Below are 20,615 nucleotides of genomic sequence, written 5' to 3'. Positions count from 1 at the left end.
TGCGAAGCGGCCCCTTTATCTATGAACGCATTCTTTCAGGCACACCGCATTTGCAGGTTTTTACGACTGCTACGCAGCCGATCGGGAGCAAGCTCCCTCGCCACAAGTACGATGCCTGCCTGTTGAATTGTTGTGAGGTTTTTTATGTTTGATTATTCCGCCCGCCCTGACTTGCTCAAGGACCGGGTCATCCTGGTCACCGGCGCTGGCCGTGGCATCGGTGCTGCCGCTGCAAAAACCTACGCCGCCCACGGCGCCACCGTGCTGCTGCTGGGCAAGACCGAGGCCAACCTGACTCAGGTCTATGACGAAATCGAAGCGGCAGGGCACCCACAACCGGCCGTGATTCCGTTCAATCTGGAAACCGCACTGCCTCATCAATACGATGAACTGGCAGCCATGATCGAGACCGAGTTCGGTCACCTCGACGGCTTGCTGCACAACGCATCCATCATCGGCCCACGCACCCCGATCGAGCAGTTGTCCGGCGAGAATTTCATGCGCGTCATGCACGTCAACGTCAACGCCATGTTCATGCTCACCAGCACCCTGCTGCCATTGCTCAAGCTGTCTCAGGACGCCTCGGTGGTGTTCACCTCCAGCAGCGTCGGTCGCAAGGGCCGTGCGTACTGGGGCGCTTACGGCGTTTCCAAGTTCGCCACCGAAGGCCTGATGCAAACCCTGGCCGACGAAGTAGACACCGTGGCACCGGTGCGCTCCAACAGCATCAACCCCGGCGCCACCCGCACCAGCATGCGCGCTCAAGCCTACCCCGGTGAAAACCCGCTGAATAATCCAACCCCTGAGGAGATCATGCCGGTCTACCTTTACCTCATGGGTCCGGACAGCACCGGCATCAATGGCCAGGCATTCAACGCTCAGTAGTGCCCGTGCGTCGCTTTTCTGCCGCGACGGCTTCCCGCCGCGGCATTCAAACCCGGTGCTAACTACCCCTGCTGCAAGTCAAATAAATGTCATCGCGCTGCGCAACTCCCTCCGCATGACCTTCCAGCATTTTGATTTTTAAAGCTTTTTTATTCGACTGAACCGAATGGCACGACTTTCGCTCTAATTTTGTTCAGACACGCCGTGTGAAAGCAGACGAGGCGGAGCTTGAGCCGAGAGGTTACTAATCTTCGGCAAAGCGGACTAAACTCGTGCCAAATGTCCTACGGGACTGATGGACCAGTATGACGCGCAGCCCAAAGCCGCTCTCACCCAGCCTGTAAGACAGCCTTACTGCTTAGGGGCTCACGCCATATGAAATCACCTTCCCAGACCAACGCAATTGACTTCGACAGTGCCAAATTGCAACGCCTGGGCTTTGGTCAGCAGCCTCCCCTCCTGGAGCGGCCCGACAGTCTTGCGCAGTTGCGCCAAACGCTGGGCCTGCAACTGCAAACCAGTCTTGAGCCGCAACGCATTCTCGGACTTTTCTTCCGTGAAATTCAGCGCCTGGTGCCGCTGGATGCCTTGATTTACGAACATCAGCCCAGCGACTTGCGCCTGCAATTCGGCGCGCGAGGTCATCATTCAATCAGCTACAGCCTCAGCCATGAAGGCGAGCAATTGGGTGAGCTGGTGTTCCGTCGCAATCAGCGTTTCAGCGAACAGGAACAGGGTAACCTGGAGTCACTGTTGTCGACCCTGCTCTTCCCCATGCGAAACGCCCTGCTTTACCGAGCAGCGACCCAAAGTGCATTGCGTGATCCGCTGACCGATACCGGCAACCGCATCGCCATGGATCAGACGCTGGAACGGGAAATCGAGATGTCGCGGCGACACTCGCAGCCCCTGTCGCTGTTGATGCTGGACATCGATCACTTCAAACAGATCAACGACACCTACGGGCACAGCGCCGGCGATGAAGTGCTAAAGGCCGTCGCAGCCTCGATCAAAAACCAGTTGCGCAACGTCGACATGGTGTTCCGCTTTGGTGGCGAAGAATTTCTGATTCTGCTTTCCAACACCAGTCGGGAAGCAGCCGCCATGGTCGGTGAACGACTGCGGTTTGCGGCGCAGGCTCAGGACTATGTGGCCGAGGGCAAGATGATCGAACTGACGGTCAGCATCGGTTGCTCGACGCTGCTTCCCGGCGAGTCTGCCGAGAGTTTGTTGCGTCGGGCCGACAGTGCATTGTATGTGGCCAAGCGTGAGGGGCGTAACCGTCTTGCGATGGCGGGCTGAGTCCCGGCAACACCGAATAACCAATGTGGGAGCGAGCTTGTGGCGAGGGAGCTTGCTCCCGCTCGACTGCGCAGCAGTCGCAAAGCTTCTGGGGCCGCTGCGCGACCCAGCGGGAGCAAGCTCCCTCGCCACACAGGCCCGCTCCCACATTTGGTTTGTGTTGCTTTCAGAGGATCAGCTTTCGGCCAGCTCCATCCGCTCACGGGCTACCGGGGTTTTCACTGCCAATTCCAACTGCATGCAACGCTCCAGGAACAGATACATGTAGTCGTAACTTTTGCAGACCGCCTGGCGCAATTCCACTTGCAGCGCTTTGCTCGGGTTCATGCCCGCCAAGGTGCAGATGATTTCCAAGGCTTCCCATGGATGGGCATCGTCGTACTGGGCATGCATCTTCAACCACTTCATGGCCCGCTTGCGATCTTCCTCGGGGAACGAGGCCGCATAGACGCCATTGGAGCAAACCAGGGCCGACCACTCCCCCGTCGCCCCTTCGATGGCGTAATTGGTGGCGGCGATGGCCACGATCAGCGAGTCCGACGAACTGGTGTGCCAGCACCAATGGCTCAAGGCGTGAAGCTCTGGTGCCACGTGTTGCGCTTGCAGATCTTCCAGGCTGATACCGTGGGCACGGCTCCAGTGCACCCAGTAGTCGGCATGGTTCAATTCGACGCGAATGTTGCGCATCAGCCAGCGACGCGCCATGTCTTCGCCAGGGTGGCGCGCAAACCGGGTCTTGGTCAGGTTCTGTGCCATGTATAAAGCGAACTGTTCGACCACCGGCCAGCCACCAATAAGGTACTGACGCATGGTTTTTGCACTGAGTCTGTTATCTCGCATGCGTTGATACAGTTCGTGTTCGACAACCCGGCGCTTGCTCTCGCTGCAATCCTGGATCAGTTGCTGAGCCCAGGCGGGATAACTTGCAGCTTCCATGAGTGGTCCGGTTCTGTTGAATGTCTCGATCACTGTCGCGCTCCTTTTGATTGTGATTTTAAGATCAACAAGAGATTTCAACGGAACGTGCCCGGCGCCTTGAACAACAAGGATCGGGGCCGGGCAGGACGACTTTGCAAACTATCCCAGGTAAACAGATGCGGGCGTTCAATCACATACCCTTGAGCGTAATCCACTCCGATCTCCAGCAATGCCTGCTCGATCTGAGGTGTTTCAACGAACTCTGCAATCGTGCGCTTACCCATGACATGACCGATGTGATTGATCACTTCGACCATGGCGCGGTTAATCGGGTCGTCCAGCATATCCTTTACGAAACTCCCGTCGATCTTCAGGAAGTCTACAGGTAAATGTTTCAAGTAAGCGAATGAGGACATACCGGCACAAAAGTCATCTAGCGAAAAATGACAACCTAAGCCTTTGAGTTCATTGATAAATTTAGTTGCGCTAGCCAGATTTGCAATCGCGCTGGTTTCTGTAATTTCAAAACAAATCATTTCAGGTGGAATTGAATATGCAACAAACTGTTCACGAAGGAAGTCCAGAAACGCCTCATCTCCGATAGTAATACCTGACAGATTTATCGCACACATGGCCAACGGCCCTTCGCGCTCTTCGGCGACGCACTGGGCAATGACTTTGAAAACGTTCTCCACCACCCAACGATCAATCGACGTCATCAAACCGTAACGCTCGGCGGCCGGAATGAAACTGTCCGGCAGAATCATGCGTCCCGCTTCGTCATGCAGGCGCAGCAGTATTTCGATATGCCCGCCGCCATGCTCACCAGGGCCAAGAGGCGCGATTTCCTGGGCGTACAGGCAGAAGCGGTCTTCTTCCAGCGCCACGTGCAGGCGCTGCACCCAGGCCATTTCGCCAAACCGCAAGGACAGCTCCGAGTCGTCGGCGTGATAGACCTGAACCCGGTTGCGGCCCTTTTCCTTGGCCATATAACAGGCCATGTCAGCGGCACGCAATGAAGCTTCAAGGGTGGCCGGACTCTGGACCACATGCACCAGGCCAATGCTCACGGTGGTCACGAACGGCCGGCCTTTCCAGACAAAATGCAGGTTCTGCACGGTCTGGCGCAGGCCTTCGGCGATTTTCTCGGCTGCTTGCGGCGCGCAGTTTTCCAACAGAACGCCAAACTCGTCACCCCCTAGCCGGGCCAGAGTGTCGCCTTCGCGCAAACCTGATTGCAACAACGCACAGATATGCCGCAACAACTCGTCGCCCGCCGCATGGCCGCAGGTGTCGTTGACCAGTTTGAATTGATCCAGGTCGAGAAACATCAAGGCGTGCCGCCCCGCCTGACGCGTCAGGTTATGCAGGGCCTGCTCCAGCCGATATTCGAATTCGCGGCGGTTGGCCAATCCGGTCAGAGCATCGTGAGTCGCCTGCCAGGACAGATTGGCGATGTATTGCCGCTCCTGGGTCATGTCATGCAGCACCAGCACGGTGCCACTGACCCTGCCCGTATTGCGGATCGGCGCGCCGACCAGAGTGACCGAAACCGTGCTGCCATCCAGACGCTGGATCAGTTTTGAATGCTCGCTGCCACCGCTGAGCTGACCGCTCAAAATGTGCTCGATCAAGGTAAAACCGTCGGCCTGAGCACTCTCGTCCAGCAGATTGAACAGCGCCGCCAATGGCAACCCCGCCGCCTGTTCGGCCTTCCAGTGAGTCAAGGCCTCGGCGGCCGGATTCATATAGACAATCGCGCCCTCGACGTCCGTGGTGATCACCCCGTCGCCAATCGATTGCAGAGTGATCTGTGCCCGGTCTTTCTCCAACTGCAAGGCATCGGCGAAGGCATGGCGCTGCTTGAGCAGTTTATGCGTACGCAACAGCGCCAACACAATCAAACCCAACGCAGTGGCCAGGTTCGTCACCAACAGCAGACGGAGAATCACCCGCGAGCCTTCGCCCAAGGCATCGCTGAATGCTTTGGCGGCAGGTGTCACGCCATCATTGATGGCAAAAATCTGCTCTTTCCAGCGTTTGACGTCGGCATCGGTGACCTGGCTATCGGCAATACGCTGATGCATCTCCCGCGCGACGTCATCGAGTCGCACCAGGTACGCGTCACCGACCGTCCACAGCTCGATGGCTTTTTCCAGGTAACTGAAATGCCGGAAATTGAGGTACAGCCAAATCAGACTGGAGACGTCGTCCGGGTGGTTGCCGCCCTTGAGGATCGCGATTCGCGCTGCCTCGATATTCGGTGGCTGATGGTCCAGCGCCAGACGCAATTCATGGCCACCCTGAGGCACCGCAATCGCGTTCTGGTATTTGAGAAAAATCGTTTCGTCGCGACTGTCGGCGTAGAGATTGAGGTAATAGATGGCGTCTTTCTGGCCCTTGGACCACAGGCTTTCCCCGCCGACGTAACCGCGAACCGCCGAAAGAACGTAAAGACTGCCGCCTCCCAACAATGCCTGAAATAATACGACGGCGATAAAAGGCCAGACGATGCCCAACAACCGAGGGGTTGCGAGAGTCCTTTTTGGCTTCATGAGGTCCCTTGTCTTAACACTGCTCGATCGTCGTCCGGACGAAAACGCTACCGCTAGACTAGGATGGGTTCTCACTCTAGGCAAGCCGGGGACGCTCATGCTCAACAGCAGCACAGTCCCGGCGATTCAGGGCTGGCTCGTCTTCATGTGCTAAACCTTGCCGGGGAAAATGCCCTGCACGTCTTGTGGCATTAATCTAGTGCTGCTGTAAATGCCCATAAAGCTTGGCGTACAAACCACCATCGGCAATCAGCTGCTGATGGTCGCCATCCTCGGCTACCTGGCCACCATCGAACACCAGCACCCGGTCGGCCTGTTTCACGGCCGACAACCGGTGCGCAATGATCAGCGTGGTGCGGTTGCTCAAGAACCGCGCCAGTGCCTGGTGCAGGTTGTATTCGGTGGCTGCGTCCAGGGCAGACGTAGCCTCGTCGAGGATGACTACCTTGGGTTCGGCCAACACCATCCGCGCAATCGCCAGGCGTTGACGCTGCCCGCCGGATAAACGCACACCGGAGCGCCCGACAATACTGTCCAGGCCATTGGGCAATTCACGCACCGTGTTGTGCAGCTGAGCAATTTCCAATGCCTGCCAGCAGGCTTCATCGGTGCGTTCGCGGCCCATGGTCAGGTTGGCGCGCACGGTGTCGTTGAACAGTGCCGGGTGCTGCAAGACCACGGCGACATTTTCACGCACGGTTTCCAGGCCGATCTCTTCCTGAGTCGAACCACCGAAACGGATGGTGCCGGCCAGCGGCGTGTACAAGCCCAGCAGCAACTGCACCAAGGTGCTTTTACCACCGCCGCTGGCGCCGACAATCGCGACTTTTTCACCGGGGGCAATCGACAGGTTCATTTGGTTCAACACCAATTCGTCGCCATAGCCGAAACTCAGCCCCTGAACTTCGATACCCACCGTGTCGCGCCCCAGGAACGGGTCGACACTGCCGGTGTATTGCGGTTCATCAGCGCGGGCCAGCAACTCGTTGATCCGCGACAGCGCACCGCCAGCGGCGTAAAAGGCGTACTGCAAGTTGAGCAGTTGTTCCACCGGACCGATCATGAACCACAGGTAGCTGAACACGGCCAGCATCTGGCCGATGGACAGGTCGGAAAACAGCACGGTGAGCATGGCCGCGGCGCGAAAAATATCGATGCCGAACTGGAACAGCAAACCGCTGGCACGGTTCGATGCATCGGTTCTCCATTGCGAGCTCACTGCGTAATCGCGCACTTCACGCGCTCGCTGGCCCAGCCGTCCGAGGAAAAAGCCCTGCCGATTACCGGCGCGCACTTCCTGGATGGCATCCAGGGTTTCGGTCAAGGCCTGGGTGAAGCGCGAGGTGCTGTCGTTCTCGAGTTTCTTCAGGTGTTTGACCCGCTTGCCCAACTGCACCGTGGCATAGATCACCAGCGGGTTGAATAGCAGGATCAGCAGCGCGAGTTTCCAGTGCATCCACATCAGGATCGAGGCGGTGCCCACCAGCGTCAGCATGGCCACGAGGAAACGACTGAGGGTTTCGCCGACGAATTTGTCCACGGTGTCCAGGTCGGTGACCAGGTGCGTAGTCACCGTGCCGCTGCCCAGGCTTTCGTATTCCCCCAGCGAAATGCATTTGAGCCGTTCGATCAACCGCACCCGGATCCGATACACGATGTCTTTAGCCAACGCCGCAAACAATTTCGCCTGCACCACGTTGAATAACAACGCGGCACAGCGCAATGCCAGGGTCACCAGCAGCATCAGGCCAATGTAACCCGCAGCTTTCTGCCAGACGTCGGGCAGCGCGTGGTTCATGATTTTCAGCGCGGCGTCACCGTGGCCCAGCAGTACTTCGTCCACCAGCAACGGCAACAGCAAGGGAATCGGCACGCTGCACAGCGTTGCCAATACCGCGACGCCGTTGGCGATCCACAGAGATTTTTTATGGTGAAGGGCCAGGCGACGGATTTCTGCCCAGCTCAGACGGTCGACACGTGCAGGGGCTGGAACGTCGTCGGGCAGGTCATGCACAGGCAGCGCGTTCCAGCCAGCGGCCGAGCAACGGTGACAACACATTCAAAGGTTGATACCCATTGGTCAGCAACGCCAATTGACCATCACGCTCTGCCAGCAAGGTCGGGAAACCGGCAATGCCCAGGTCCTGGACCCAGGTGAAATCGGCAGCGGTGGCTGCATGCTGATCGGCACGGTCGAAGGCGGCGGCGAATTCGATGCGCGGCAAACCGGCCTGCTCCGCCAGCTCCACCAACACGCTGGCGTGAGTGACGTCGCGACCTTCGGCGTAGAAGGCATGCTGGATCAACCCGAGCAGTTTCCACGCGCAATCCGGTGCCAGGCTGCGCGCCGTCACCAGCGCCCGACACGCCGGCTCGGTGTCGTAGACAAACCCGTCGGGCAGCGCGCCTTCAAACTTGAACGGTTGGCCAGTGGCCTCGTGGACCGCCTGCCAGTGTTCAAGGATGTAGCGCCGGGTGGTCGGCTCCAGCGCCGAGCCGCTGCCGGTGCGCAAACCGCCGACGACCAGATGCACGTCCACCCCCGCCGCCTGCGCCTGCTCGACCAGCGCGTTGGCCACTGGCGCAAAGCCCCAGCACCAGGAACACATCGGGTCCATCACATAGAGCAGGCGACGTACAGACATGGCTCAAGCCTCGGAAGGAGTTTGCTTGTAGTTGTAACCGATCGGGTGCGGCAGGTTGCGCGCCTTGGCCAGTTCGATCTGCTTCTGCCGGTCGATGGCACTGCGACGGGTTTTCTCGCTCAGCTTATCCCAGCAATGCGGGCAACTGATGCCGGCCACATAGTGCTCGGACGCGCGGTCTTCCACACTGACGGGCGTACGACAGGCATGACATTGATCGTAGTCGCCTTCGCTGAGGTCGTGGCGCACGGTCACACGGTTATCGAACACGAAGCAGTCGCCCTGCCATTTGGTTTCTTCCTGCGGCACCTCTTCGAGGTACTTCAGGATGCCGCCCTTGAGGTGATAGACCTCGTCGAAACCCTGGCTGAGCATGTAGCTAGAAGCCTTTTCGCAGCGAATGCCGCCGGTGCAGAACATCGCGACTTTCTTGTGCACGGCCGGGTCGAAATGGGCTTTGATGTAGTCGGGGAATTCGCGAAAACTGGTGGTCTTCGGATCGATGGCGCCTTCGAAGGTGCCAATCGAGACTTCGTAGTCGTTGCGGGTGTCGATCAGCAGCACTTCGGGATCGCTGATCAGCGCGTTCCAGTTCTGCGGATCCACATAGGTGCCGACCTTTTTGTTCGGGTCCACGCCTTCAACGCCCAAGGTGACGATTTCTTTCTTGAGTTTGACTTTGGTGCGATAGAACGGCTGCTCGTCGCAGTACGACTCTTTGTGATCGATGTCGTCCATGCGCGGGTCGTTCTTGAGCCAGGCCATCAGCCCGTCAATGCCTTCGCGGCTGCCGGACACGGTGCCGTTGATGCCTTCTTCGGCGATCAGCAGCGTGCCTTTGATGCCGTTGTCGACCATCGCTTGCAGCAGCGGCTCGCGCAGGGCGACGTAATCTTCCAGGGTGACGAACTTATACAGTGCCGCCACGACAATCTGTTGTGTCATGGGTAATTCTCCAGGTGGCTACCCTCGTAAGGGGTGAACCGGATGCGAAAAAAAACGCGCCGGGTAAGCGGCGCGTTGCGGATTCTAGCAAAAACCGTGTGGCTTTAGGACTGCGAGATGCCTTTGTGGCGAGGGAGCTTGCTCCCGCTCGGCTGCGAAGCAGTCGTAATGCTGGCGACTGCACTCTTTCAGACAGAACGCTGTTGCAGGTTTTAGGGCTGCTTCGCAGTCCAGCGGGAGCAAGCTCCCTCGCCACAACAGCCCTTCAGCCCTTCAGCCCTTCAGCCCGTCACATTAATGCTTGCTACCGCCAGCACAGGTCGGCGAGGCCGGGGCTGCGTCGATCTGTGCCCATTCTTGCGGCGTGTAGGTATGCAGCGCCAACGCATGGAACTCGCCCATCAGTTCGCCCAACGTGCCGTACACCTTCTGGTGACGCTTGACGCGATTGAGGCCTTCAAACTGCTGGCTGACCACCACGGCCTTGAAGTGGGTCTGCAACCCACGGCTGTGCATGTGGCTTTCATCCAGCACTTGCAGGTGCTCGGGCTGTAACAGCCCGAGCGTCGATTCGATGCGTTGTTGCATGGTCATCCCGAACTCCGCTTAAGGCTTTTTCTTGGCAGGAGCGGCGCCTTTAGGCTCCAGCTCGGCCGTCATGTCAGCCAGCAGTTTGTTGACCACAGGCACCGCGCTTTCCAGCTTGGCCTGGGTCATCTGTGCCGATTGCTGAGTCAGCTGCGGCATTTTTTCCAGGACTTTCTTGCCCAGTGGAGACTGGTAGAACGCAACCAGATCCTTGAGCTCGGATTCGCTGAAATTGGTGGTGTAAAGCTTGACCATGTCTGGCTTCAGCTTGTTCCAGCCAATGGCTGCGTCCAGAGCGGCGTTGGCCTTGGCTTGATAGGTTTCCAGCAGGGCTTTTTTCGACTCAGGGGCTTTGGTCTGTTCAAAGCGCTGAGCGAACATTTGCTGCACTTGCATGTACACCGGAGTGCCCAATTTGTCAGCGTGCGCCAGGGTCAGGAAAGCTTCGGCACTGGCGTTGTGGCTGGCGGTATCGGCAAAAACCTGGCCGCTGGCGCAAACCAGTGCAACCGCGGTACAGATGGCACGAAGACGAGTCATCGAGTTTCCTTTTCTAGCAGGCGAGGCAAAACCTCAAGGGCGTCCATTCTGCACCTAAAAAAGTGTGTCACTCAACCCCAAGCCTTGTCGCGCCTGATTTAGAGGGGTTGAACGGTCAAATTCCAGACTGATGGAACCACGGCCGGCGATCACGGCCTAAACTGCGCTATCAGACCGACAGGAGTGTGCATGATGAGCCGTATCGAAACCGACAGCCTGGGCCAGGTAGAAGTCCCGGATGACGCTTACTGGGGCGCTCAGACGCAACGCTCGCTGATCAACTTCGCCATCGGCAACGAGCGCATGCCGCTGGCCGTGCTGCACGCCCTGGCCCTGATCAAGAAAGCCGCGGCGCGCGTCAACGATCGCAATGGCGACCTGCCCGCCGACATCGCCCGGCTGATCGAACAGGCCGCCGACGAAGTGCTCGACGGCGACCACGACGAGCAGTTCCCGCTGGTGGTCTGGCAGACCGGCAGCGGCACCCAGAGCAACATGAACGTCAACGAAGTGATCGCCGGTCGCGCCAACGAACTGGCCGGCAACCCGCGCGGCGGCAAGACGCCGGTGCATCCCAACGATCACGTCAACCGTTCCCAGAGTTCCAACGATTGCTTCCCCACGGCCATGCACATCGCGACGGCTCAGGCGGTGCAGCAGCATTTGCTACCGGCGATCAGCGAATTGTCGGGCGGGTTGGCGGAGTTGTCCGCGCGGCACATGAAACTGGTCAAGACCGGTCGTACCCATATGATGGACGCCACACCGATCACTTTCGGCCAGGAGCTCTCGGCGTTCATCGCGCAACTGGATTACGCCGAGCGGGCGATCCGAAGCGCGCTGCCGGCGGTCTGTGAACTGGCTCAGGGCGGCACTGCGGTTGGCACCGGATTGAACTCGCCCCACGGTTTTGGCGAAGCGATCGCTGCTGAACTGGCCGCCCTCTCCGGCCTGCCGTTCGTTACGGCCCCCAATAAATTTGCCGCCCTGGCTGGCCACGAGCCGCTGGTCACCCTTTCCGGCGCCCTGAAGACCCTTGCCGTGACCCTGATGAAAATCGCCAACGACCTGCGCCTGCTGGGCTCCGGGCCGCGAGCGGGGTTGGCCGAAGTGAAACTGCCGGCCAATGAGCCGGGCAGTTCGATCATGCCCGGCAAGGTCAACCCGACTCAGTGCGAAGCCCTGTCGATGCTGGCCTGCCAGGTATTGGGCAATGACGTTGCCATCGGTTTTGCCGCCAGTCAGGGCCATCTGCAATTGAACGTGTTCAAACCGGTGATCATCCATAACCTGCTGCAGTCGATCCGCTTGCTGGGCGATGGCTGCAGTAACTTCCAGCAGCATTGCATCGCCGGACTGGAACCGGATGCCGAGAAAATGGCCGAGCACCTGGAACAAGGCTTGATGCTGGTGACGGCGCTGAACCCGCATATCGGCTACGACAAGTCGGCGGAGATTGCCAAGAAGGCTTACAGCGAGGGGCTGACCCTGCGTGAGGCGGCGTTGCAGCTGGGCTATCTGACGAATGAAGAGTTTGATGCGTGGGTGCGGCCGGAGGATATGTTGGAGGCTGGCAAGCAGGGGTGAATCTGAAAGTGATTTAGTGCCTGACAGTCAGTCATCGCGGGCAAGCCACGCTCCCACAGAGTTTGTGTCGATCCTGAATATTTGTGATCGACACAAATCCTGTGGGAGCGTGGCTTGCCCGCGATGAACGAGAACGCGGTCTAACTGGCCACCATCCGCACCCGCCGCGCCCTGAGCCCCGCCATCAACGATGGCCCCAACGCCACCAGCACCGACCCCAACACCACCAACACCGCCCCGCCATAACCCAGGCCGTTGATCTGCTCGGCGTGCACATACTCAGGCCATAACCACGCGGCCACAGCCACGGCGGCAAAGGTCACCAGCGGCGTGATCGCCAGCGTTGCGCTGACCCGCGAAGCTTCCCAATGGGCCAGGGCTTCGGCGAAGGCGCCATAAGCGATCAGGGTGTTCAAACAGCACGCCAGCAGCAGCCAGCCTTGCAACGGACTCAATTGCAGCGCCTCCAGCGGATGCACCCATGGCGTCAGCAACAGCGCACAGAATAGGTAAATCACCATCATCACCTGCAACGAATTCCATACCGTGAGCAACTGCTTCTGGCCCAAGGCATAGAAGGTCCAGACCGTGGACGCCAACAGCACCATCAGCACGCCGGCGGTGTAATCGGTCAGGGAGGTGAGCAGTTCACTCAAGCGCTGATTGAAGAACAGTGCAAAGCCGATCAGCAGCACCAACAGGCCAATCCCCTGCCCCACGCTAAACCGTTCCTTGAACACGAACAGACTGGCGATCAGCAACATGATCGGACCCATCTGCACCACCAGTTGCGCGGTGCCGGGGCTGAGCAGGTTCAGGCCCATCAGGTACAGCACGTAGTTGCCGACCAGTCCGAGTACCGCCATTAACACCAGCCAGCCACCGCGCGGGCCGAGGACTTTGCGACTCGGCAGGCGTTTGGTCGCCGCCAGATAGATGAACAGACAACCGCCGGACACCAACAGCCGAAACCAGGTCACGGTCACCGGGTCCATCACCAGCAGCACTTGCTTGAGCTTGATCGGCAGGATTCCCCACAGCAACGCGGTCAGCAAGGCCAAGCACAGACCATAAACCCAGCGACCCGATGAAATATGCATGCTGACCCCGAAGCCGATTGGCGAAAACGGTCATTCTAGGCTCAGACCGGGGCGCGACACAGGGACAGTTGCCAACGGGCCGCGAATGAAACTGTGCAGGTCGCACCATAAAGTTGACGATATGCCGTCGATCAGCTCGCCAGGCGTGGCAAGTGGTTCATGCATAAGCTCATTGAAACCGTCACCCGCAGGAGATCGCCCATGTACGGCATGCGCGCCCAAGACAACGCCCCCGCCACCCACTTTCGTTGTGACCGCTTATGTCGTGTGAATGGAGAGTTGTACTTCACCACGCGGGAACACACGCTGGAGGGTCCGTTTGAAAACCGGGAAGCAGCGGTGCGTGAGATTCAAGCGTATATCGAGCGGATGCAGTTCTTGTGCATGAGCCGGTAAACCGCGGCGCCTGCATCGCGGGCAAGCCCGCTCCCACAGGTTTTGTGGCGTTCGCAGGATTTGTGATCGCCGCTAATTACTGTGGGAGCGGGCTTGCCCGCGATAGCAATGCAACAGTCACTACCAAAACCAGGGTACTTACCGCACCGCCTCAAACAACCCCGTAGCCCCCATCCCGCCCCCCACGCACATGGTGACGATGCCGTAGCGCAGGTTACGCCGCTGCAATTCACGCACGATGTGCCCGACCTGACGCGAACCGGTCATGCCGAACGGATGGCCGATGGCAATCGAGCCGCCGTTGACGTTGTATTTGTCGTTGTCGATTTCCAGCCGATTGCGGCTGTACAGGCATTGCGAGGCGAACGCTTCGTTGAGTTCCCACAGATCAATGTCGGCAACCTGCAATCCCTTGGCCTTGAGCAACTTCGGCACCGAGAACACCGGGCCGATGCCCATCTCGTCTGGCTGACACCCGGCCACGGCAAAACCGCGGAAGAAGGCTTTGGGCTTGAGCCCCAGCGCCAGGGCTTTTTCCAGGCTCATCACCAGGGTCATCGAAGCGCCGTCGGACAGCTGCGACGAGTTGCCAGCGGTCACGGAGCCGTCCTCGGCAAACACCGGTTTCAACCCGGCCAGGCTTTGCAGCGTGGTATCCGGGCGGTTGCAGTCGTCGTGATCGACGATGCCCTCGAGAATCTGCACCTGGCCGGTGGCCTTGTCTTCAACGCGATACTTCACCGCCATCGGCACGATTTCATCGTTGAACAACCCGGCGGCCTGCGCCAGGGCAGTACGTTGCTGGCTTTGCAGGGCGTACACATCCTGGTCCTGGCGACTGACGTCGTAACGACGCGCGACGATTTCGGCGGTCTGGCCCATGGGGAAATAGATGCCCGGCACCTGCTCCTTCAGCAGCGGGTTGATCAGGTTGTCGGTGTTGACGCTTTTCATGGTCAGGCTGATCGACTCGACGCCACCGGCGACGATGATGTCGCTGCAACCCGAAGCGATCTGATTGGCGGCAATGGCGATGGCCTGCAAGCCCGATGAACAGAAGCGGTTAAGGGTCATGCCACCGGTGCCGATGCCCAGATGCGATAGCACCGCGACGTTGCGGCCGATGTTGAAGCCCTGGGCGCCTTCGTTGGAGCCGGCGCCGACGATGCAATCCTCGACACTGGCCGGGTCGACGTCATTGCGCGTGAGCAGCGCGTTGACACAGTGGGCCGCCATGTCGTCCGGACGGGTCATGTTGAACTTGCCGCGAAAGGATTTGGCCAGGCCGGTCCGTACGCTGTCGACGATCACCACTTCACGCATGGCATACACCTCATTGTTGTTGTCAGTCAGGAATTGGACCGAGCATAAGTCCACCCTATGACTGACCGCGACAATCATTCACCTCGCGTATGCGTAGCCATCGGTTCAGCGCTTGCGTTTTCGCTGTTTCTTCTCGCGGTTGTCGGACTTTTCGAACGCCTCTTCCAGCGCCTGGTTAATAGTGCGCAGGACCTTGACCCGCGCCCAGCGCTTGTCATTGGCTTCCACCAGGGTCCACGGTGATATCTCGGTGCTGGTGCGATCGACCATGTCGCCGACAGCGGTGCGGTAATCGTCCCACTTGTCGCGATTGCGCCAGTCGTCTTCGGTGATCTTGAAACGCTTGAAGGGAATTTCTTCACGCTCCTGGAAGCGCTCCAGTTGGGTCTGTTTGTCGATGGCCAGCCAGAACTTGACCACGATCACCCCGGCGTCGGCGATCTGCTCTTCGAAGTCGTTGATCTCGCCGTAGGCGCGCATCCAGTTCGCCTTGCTGCAAAAGCCTTCTATGCGCTCCACCAGCACCCGGCCATACCAGGAACGGTCGAACACAGTGAATTTGCCCCGCGCCGGAATATGCCGCCAGAACCGCCAGAGATACGGCTGGGCCCGTTCTTCCTCGGTAGGCGCGGCGATCGGCACGATGTCGTACTGGCGTGGGTCGAGTGCCGCGGCCACCCGACGAATTGCCCCGCCCTTGCCTGCCGCGTCATTGCCTTCGAACAATGCAATCAACGCATGGCGACGCATGCGCTTGTCGCGCATCAGCCCGGAAAACCGTGCCTGTTCGGTAATCAGTTGTTCTTCATAATCGTCCTTGTCCAGGCTCAGCGTCATGTCCAGGCTGTCGAGCAAATTCACCTGATCGACGCTGGGGAACAAGGGCGCGGCGCTGACTTTGTCCGGGTGAATCCTGGGTCTTTTCAATGCACTTTGCAGGCCATCGAGCAGAATCTTGCCGACCGCCAGGCTTCTATAGTTCGCGTCCACGCCTGCAATCACATGCCACGGCGCATAGTCGCGGCTGGTGCGGCGCAGCACCCGTTCGCCGTATTTGACGAATTTGTCGTAGGTCTGCGATTGCTGCCAGTCCAGCGGGCTGATGCGCCAACTGTGCAACGGGTCATCGGCCAGTGCCTTGAGCCGCGCTTTCATTTGTTTTTTGGAGAGGTGAAACCAGAACTTGAAGATCAGCGCGCCTTCGTCGCACAGCATCTTCTCTAACCGCTCGGCCCCATTGATGCTTTGATCGAGTCGCGGATCCTTGAACAAGCCATGAACTCGTCCCTGCAGCATCTGGCTGTACCAGTTGCCGAAGAAAATCCCCATGCGGCCCTTGGCCGGGAGCATCCGCCAGTAGCGCCAGGCCGGCGGTCGCGCCAGTTCTTCGTCGGTCTGCTGGTCGAAGGTGCGAACCTCGATCGAGCGCGGGTCCATCCATTCATTGAGCAACTTGACGGTCTCGCCCTTGCCGGCCCCTTCAATGCCGTTGATCAAAATGATCACTGGAAAACGGTGTTGCTGGCGAAGTTCGAACTGCGCTTCGAGCAAAGCTTCACGCAGGGCCGGCACTTCGGCGTCATAGGTTTCTTTGTCGATGGTATGACCGATTTCGGCGGATTCGAACATGGAGCGGCTCCTTCCAGGATTGAGCAAGACTAGCGGATTGACTACCCATATGTAGGACAAATCAATCTTTGAAGCGGATACAACCCCCTGTGGCGAGGGAGCTTGCTCCCGCTGGACGGCGAAGCCGTCCCGACATCGGCAACCCCGCACTCCAGTGGCACATAGGCAACCAGCTTACGGCTGCTTCGCACCCGAGCGGGAGCAAGCTCCCTCGCCACAAAAGCGACGATTTTCCCTGACACACCCAATGTGGCACTTGCCATGGATCAAGCACCGCTACGGCGATCAGCTAGAATGGCCACCTTGTCGTTGCCGAGCCTGCCATGAAACCTGTATTGCCCCACGCCCAGCTCGACTGGGACGACCAAGGTCGCCCGCGTTCGCGGGTGTTCGATGATGTGTATTTTTCCGACCAGTCGGGCCTTGAAGAAACCCGCTACGTGTTTCTGCAGCAAAACGATTTGCGCGAGCGTTTCGCCGCATTGCCGGCACGCGGTCGATTGGTGATTGGCGAAACCGGGTTCGGTACCGGACTGAATTTTCTCTGTGCCTGGCAGTTGTTCGAACAGCACGCGGTGGCCGGTGCGCGACTGCATTTTGTCAGCGTCGAAAAGTACCCGCTGAGCGCTCCCGACCTGCAACGGGCCCTGGCGCTATGGCCGGAACTCAAGCCGTTTGCCGATCAATTGCTGGCGCAATACGTCGCGATCCATCAAGGCTTTCAGCGCCTGGTGCTGGACAACGGCCGCGTCACCCTGACCTTGCTGATCGGCGATGCACTGGAGCAGTTGCCGCAACTGGATGCGCAAATCGACGCCTGGTTTCTCGACGGTTTCGCCCCGGCGAAAAACCCCGACATGTGGACCGCCGAATTGTTTGCCGAACTGGCTCGCCTGGCGGCACCCGGCTCGACCATCAGCACCTTTACCAGCACCGGCTGGGTGCGCCGTTTGCTGAATGCGGCGGGTTTCAAGATGAAGCGCACGCCGGGCATCGGCCATAAATGGGAAATTCTGCGGGGCACGTTCCTCGGTTGGCCCGAAGAGGCCGCTAAACCGACCTCGGCAAAACCATGGTTCGCTCGCCCGCAGCCACTGACCGGCGAACGCCGCGCCCTGGTGATCGGTGCCGGGCTGGCCGGTTGCGCCAGTGCCGCCAGCCTGGCCGCGCGGGGTTGGCAAGTGAGCCTGCTGGACCGCCACGAAGCACTGGCGCACGAAGCCTCGGGCAATCCTCAGGGCGTGCTGTACCTCAAGCTTTCTGCTCACGGCACGGCGTTGTCGCAATTGATCGTCAGCGGTTTTGGTTACACCCGACGTTTGCTGGAACAACTGCAGCGTGGCGTCGACTGGGACGATTGCGGAGTCTTGCAACTGGCCTTCAATGCCAAGGAAGCCGAGCGTCAGGCGCAATTGGCAACGGCCTTTTCACCGAGCCTGGTGCACCTGCTCGATCAGCCCCAGGCTCAGGCCCGGGCCGGCATCGAATTGGCCCACGGCGGCTTGTTCTACCCTGAAGGCGGCTGGGTTCATCCGCCTGCGTTGTGCCAGTGGCAGGCGTCCTCAACGAACATCCAGTGGCTGCCCCATCGCGACGTGCTGGAACTGCTCAAGGTCGATGATCAGTGGCAGGCCTGGGACGGCGATGCACTGCTGGCCAGCGCGCCGGTGGTGATTCTGGCCGGCGCCGCCGAGATCAAGCGTTTTCCACACAGCGCCGACCTGCCCCTCAAACGCATTCGCGGCCAGATCACCCGACTGGCACAAACCCCTGAAAGCCAGCGCCTGGCGACCGTCGTCTGCGCCGAAGGCTATGTGGCGCCCGCACGCCTGGGCGAACACACACTCGGTGCCAGTTTCGATTTCAAAAGCGATGAGCTGACCCCGACCGTCGCCGAACACCTTGGCAACCTGGCGTTGCTCGAGGAAATCTCCACTGATCTGGTCACCCGTCTGCATGTGCAAGACCTGGATCCGCAGCAACTGGAAGGACGCGCGGCATTCCGCTGCACCAGCCCCGACTACCTGCCGATCGTCGGACCATTGGCCAACCAGGCCGCCTTCGCCGAGGCCTATGCCGCACTGAGCAAAGATGCCCGGCAAGTGCCCGATGTTCTCTGCCCATGGCTCGAGGGGTTTTACGTCAACAGCGGTCACGGCTCTCGCGGTTTGATCACCGCGCCGTTGTCTGGCGAGCTGTTGGCGGCATGGCTTGAAAACGAGCCGTTGCCGCTGCCAAGAACAGTCGCCGAAGCCTGCCATCCCAATCGTTTTGCCTTGCGCCAATTGATCCGCGGAAAAGCCTGACCCACAGCCTTATAACTTATCGGTCTAAAACTCCAGGGATTCACATGGGTCAGTTTCTGAGTACCCGCCGTTTTTGGCGGGTATCGATTGACCCTCCCCAACGGAAAAACCGGTAAGGACCTATGTGCGGATTAGCTGGAGAATTACGTTTCGACCATCAACCTGCGGACCTCGCAGCCATCGAACGAATCACCCATCACCTGGCCCCTCGCGGCCCTGATGCGTGGGGCTTTCACAGCCAGGGGCCGATTGCCCTCGGCCATCGGCGCCTGAAAATCATGGACCTGTCGGACGGCTCGGCACAGCCGATGATCGACAACCAACTGGGCCTGTCCCTGGCCTTCAACGGCGCGATCTACAACTTCCCGGAACTGCGCACTGAGCTTGAAAGCCTCGGTTACGCCTTCTATTCCGGCGGCGACACCGAAGTGCTGCTCAAGGGGTATCACGCCTGGGGCGAAGCCCTGTTGCCCAAACTCAATGGCATGTTCGCCTTCGCCATTTGGGAGCGCGATGCCAAGCGTCTGTTCATCGCCCGCGACCGTCTCGGCGTGAAGCCGTTGTATCTCTCACGCACCGGCCAACGCCTGCGCTTTGCCTCGGCCCTGCCGGCCTTGCTCAAGGGCGGCGACATCAACCCGATTCTCGACCCGGTGGCACTCAATCATTATCTGAACTTCCACGCCGTGGTCCCGGCCCCGCGCACCTTGCTGGCGGGCATCGAGAAACTGCCCCCGGCGAGCTGGATGCGCATCGACGCGGACGGCACCACCGAGCAGAAAACCTGGTGGACCCTGCCCTACGGCCCAAATGCCGACGAACTGAACCTGACCCTCGAAGACTGGCGCGATCGCGTGCTCGACAGCACCCGTGATGCAGTTGCAATCCGTCAACGGGCGGCGGTGGACGTCGGCGTGCTGCTTTCCGGCGGCGTCGATTCGAGTCTATTGGTGGGCCTGTTGCGTGAAGTCGGGGTCGAAGACTTGTCGACCTTTTCCATCGGTTTCCAGGATGCCGGCGGCGAGCGTGGTGACGAGTTCCAGTATTCGGACCTGATCGCCAAGCACTACGGCACCCAGCATCACCAACTGCGCATCGACGAAAAAGAGATCATCGAGCAACTGCCCGCGGCGTTCCGCGCCATGAGCGAGCCGATGGTCAGCCATGACTGCATCGCGTTCTATTTGCTGTCTCGCGAAGTGGCCAAGCACTGCAAGGTGGTGCAAAGCGGCCAGGGCGCGGACGAGTTGTTCGCCGGGTATCACTGGTATCCACAGGTGGACGGTGCGAGCGATCCGTACGCGGCGTATCGCGATGCGTTTTTTGACCGCAGCTACGCCGACTACGCCGCCACGGTGCAGCCGAAATGGCTGACGGCCAACGACGCGGCCGGCGACTTCGTGAAGGAACATTTCGCACAGCCCGGTGCCGACGCAGCCGTGGACAAAGCCCTGCGCCTGGACAGCACCGTGATGCTGGTGGATGACCCCGTCAAACGGGTCGACAACATGACCATGGCCTGGGGGCTGGAAGCGCGTACGCCGTTTCTCGACTATCGCCTGGTGGAATTGTCGGCGCGGGTGCCGGGCAAATTCAAATTGCCGGATGGCGGCAAGCAAGTCTTGAAAGAAGCGGCGCGGCTGGTCATTCCGAGTGAAGTGATCGACCGTAAAAAAGGTTACTTCCCGGTCCCCGGCCTCAAGCATTTGCAGGGCGACACGCTGAACTGGGTGCGTGAACTGCTGCTCGATCCGAGTCAGGATCGTGGCCTGTTCAACCCCGCCATGCTCGACCGCCTGCTGACCGATCCACATGGTCAACTGACCCCGTTGCGCGGCTCCAAGCTGTGGCAATTGGCAGCCCTGAACCTGTGGCTCAGTGAACAAGGAATCTGAT

16 protein-coding genes are annotated in these 20,615 nt (G+C 59.5%); 6 read left to right on the top strand and 10 right to left on the bottom strand.

Annotated features, from left to right (window positions below):
* The first annotated feature begins 144 nt into the window (after nt 1-144).
* Nucleotides 145-885: a YciK family oxidoreductase gene (locus tag AB7M26_RS13235; protein WP_063341138.1), complete on the top strand. Its 741-nt coding sequence runs from the start codon at nt 145-147 to the stop codon at nt 883-885.
* A gap of 375 nt (nt 886-1,260) precedes the next feature.
* Nucleotides 1,261-2,187: a GGDEF domain-containing protein gene (locus tag AB7M26_RS13230; protein WP_123494530.1), complete on the top strand. Its 927-nt coding sequence runs from the start codon at nt 1,261-1,263 to the stop codon at nt 2,185-2,187.
* Between the two features lie 174 nt (nt 2,188-2,361).
* Here the strand turns inward: AB7M26_RS13230 and AB7M26_RS13225 are convergent, their stop codons facing one another.
* The 7 genes from AB7M26_RS13225 to AB7M26_RS13195 form a co-directional block, all read right to left on the bottom strand.
* Nucleotides 2,362-3,156, bottom strand: coding sequence for a TenA family transcriptional regulator (locus tag AB7M26_RS13225; RefSeq protein ID WP_429384635.1), 795 nt, complete (start codon nt 3,154-3,156; stop codon nt 2,362-2,364).
* Between the two features lie 44 nt (nt 3,157-3,200).
* A complete protein-coding gene (locus AB7M26_RS13220) occupies nt 3,201-5,660 on the bottom strand; it encodes an EAL domain-containing protein (protein WP_123494532.1) in 2,460 nt (819 codons plus the stop codon).
* Between the two features lie 196 nt (nt 5,661-5,856).
* On the bottom strand, nt 5,857-7,674 hold the full coding sequence (locus AB7M26_RS13215) for an ABC transporter ATP-binding protein (RefSeq protein WP_123494533.1): 1,818 nt from the start codon (nt 7,672-7,674) through the stop codon (nt 5,857-5,859).
* Nucleotides 7,667-8,269, bottom strand: coding sequence for a DsbA family protein (locus AB7M26_RS13210; protein WP_185022063.1), 603 nt, complete (start codon nt 8,267-8,269; stop codon nt 7,667-7,669). The genes AB7M26_RS13215 and AB7M26_RS13210 overlap by 8 nt, the downstream gene beginning before the upstream one ends.
* Nucleotides 8,270-8,308: 39 nt before the next feature.
* Nucleotides 8,309-9,250: an oxygen-dependent tRNA uridine(34) hydroxylase TrhO gene (trhO, locus tag AB7M26_RS13205; RefSeq protein ID WP_063341144.1), complete on the bottom strand. Its 942-nt coding sequence runs from the start codon at nt 9,248-9,250 to the stop codon at nt 8,309-8,311.
* Between the two features lie 294 nt (nt 9,251-9,544).
* On the bottom strand, nt 9,545-9,844 hold the full coding sequence (locus AB7M26_RS13200; RefSeq protein ID WP_008005913.1) for a BolA family protein: 300 nt from the start codon (nt 9,842-9,844) through the stop codon (nt 9,545-9,547).
* Between the two features lie 12 nt (nt 9,845-9,856).
* Nucleotides 9,857-10,378, bottom strand: a complete 522-nt coding sequence (locus AB7M26_RS13195; RefSeq protein WP_008071591.1) for a DUF2059 domain-containing protein — start codon at nt 10,376-10,378, stop codon at nt 9,857-9,859.
* A 192-nt stretch (nt 10,379-10,570) separates the two neighbouring features.
* On the opposite strand from AB7M26_RS13195, the gene AB7M26_RS13190 reads away from it, so the two are divergent.
* The gene (locus AB7M26_RS13190) at nt 10,571-11,965 is read left to right on the top strand and encodes a class II fumarate hydratase (protein ID WP_123494535.1); all 1,395 of its coding nucleotides are present in this window, start codon (nt 10,571-10,573) and stop codon (nt 11,963-11,965) included.
* 140 nt (nt 11,966-12,105) lie between these two features.
* Here AB7M26_RS13190 and AB7M26_RS13185 read toward each other — a convergent pair whose 3' ends face one another.
* A complete protein-coding gene (locus AB7M26_RS13185; protein WP_123494537.1) occupies nt 12,106-13,065 on the bottom strand; it encodes a DMT family transporter in 960 nt (319 codons plus the stop codon).
* A gap of 201 nt (nt 13,066-13,266) precedes the next feature.
* Here AB7M26_RS13185 and AB7M26_RS13180 point away from each other — a divergent pair, with 201 nt between their 5' ends.
* Entirely contained in the window at nt 13,267-13,461 is a 195-nt protein-coding gene (locus AB7M26_RS13180; protein WP_123494538.1) for a DUF6316 family protein, read from the top strand.
* Between the two features lie 138 nt (nt 13,462-13,599).
* Here the strand turns inward: AB7M26_RS13180 and AB7M26_RS13175 are convergent, their stop codons facing one another.
* Nucleotides 13,600-14,784, bottom strand: a complete 1,185-nt coding sequence (locus AB7M26_RS13175; protein ID WP_123494539.1) for a thiolase family protein — start codon at nt 14,782-14,784, stop codon at nt 13,600-13,602.
* Between the two features lie 105 nt (nt 14,785-14,889).
* The gene (gene pap, locus AB7M26_RS13170) at nt 14,890-16,413 is read right to left on the bottom strand and encodes a polyphosphate:AMP phosphotransferase (protein WP_123494540.1); all 1,524 of its coding nucleotides are present in this window, start codon (nt 16,411-16,413) and stop codon (nt 14,890-14,892) included.
* Nucleotides 16,414-16,736: 323 nt separating this feature from the next.
* On the opposite strand from pap, the gene mnmC reads away from it, so the two are divergent.
* Nucleotides 16,737-18,719, top strand: coding sequence for a bifunctional tRNA (5-methylaminomethyl-2-thiouridine)(34)-methyltransferase MnmD/FAD-dependent 5-carboxymethylaminomethyl-2-thiouridine(34) oxidoreductase MnmC (mnmC, locus tag AB7M26_RS13165; RefSeq protein WP_429384626.1), 1,983 nt, complete (start codon nt 16,737-16,739; stop codon nt 18,717-18,719).
* 122 nt (nt 18,720-18,841) lie between these two features.
* The gene (locus tag AB7M26_RS13160; RefSeq protein ID WP_429511204.1) at nt 18,842-20,614 is read left to right on the top strand and encodes an N-acetylglutaminylglutamine amidotransferase; all 1,773 of its coding nucleotides are present in this window, start codon (nt 18,842-18,844) and stop codon (nt 20,612-20,614) included.
* Nucleotide 20,615 lies beyond the last annotated feature (1 nt).

Source organism: Pseudomonas sp. F-14 TE3482 (assembly GCF_053629455.1).
This window is presented reverse-complemented; position numbering and strand designations above follow the sequence as displayed.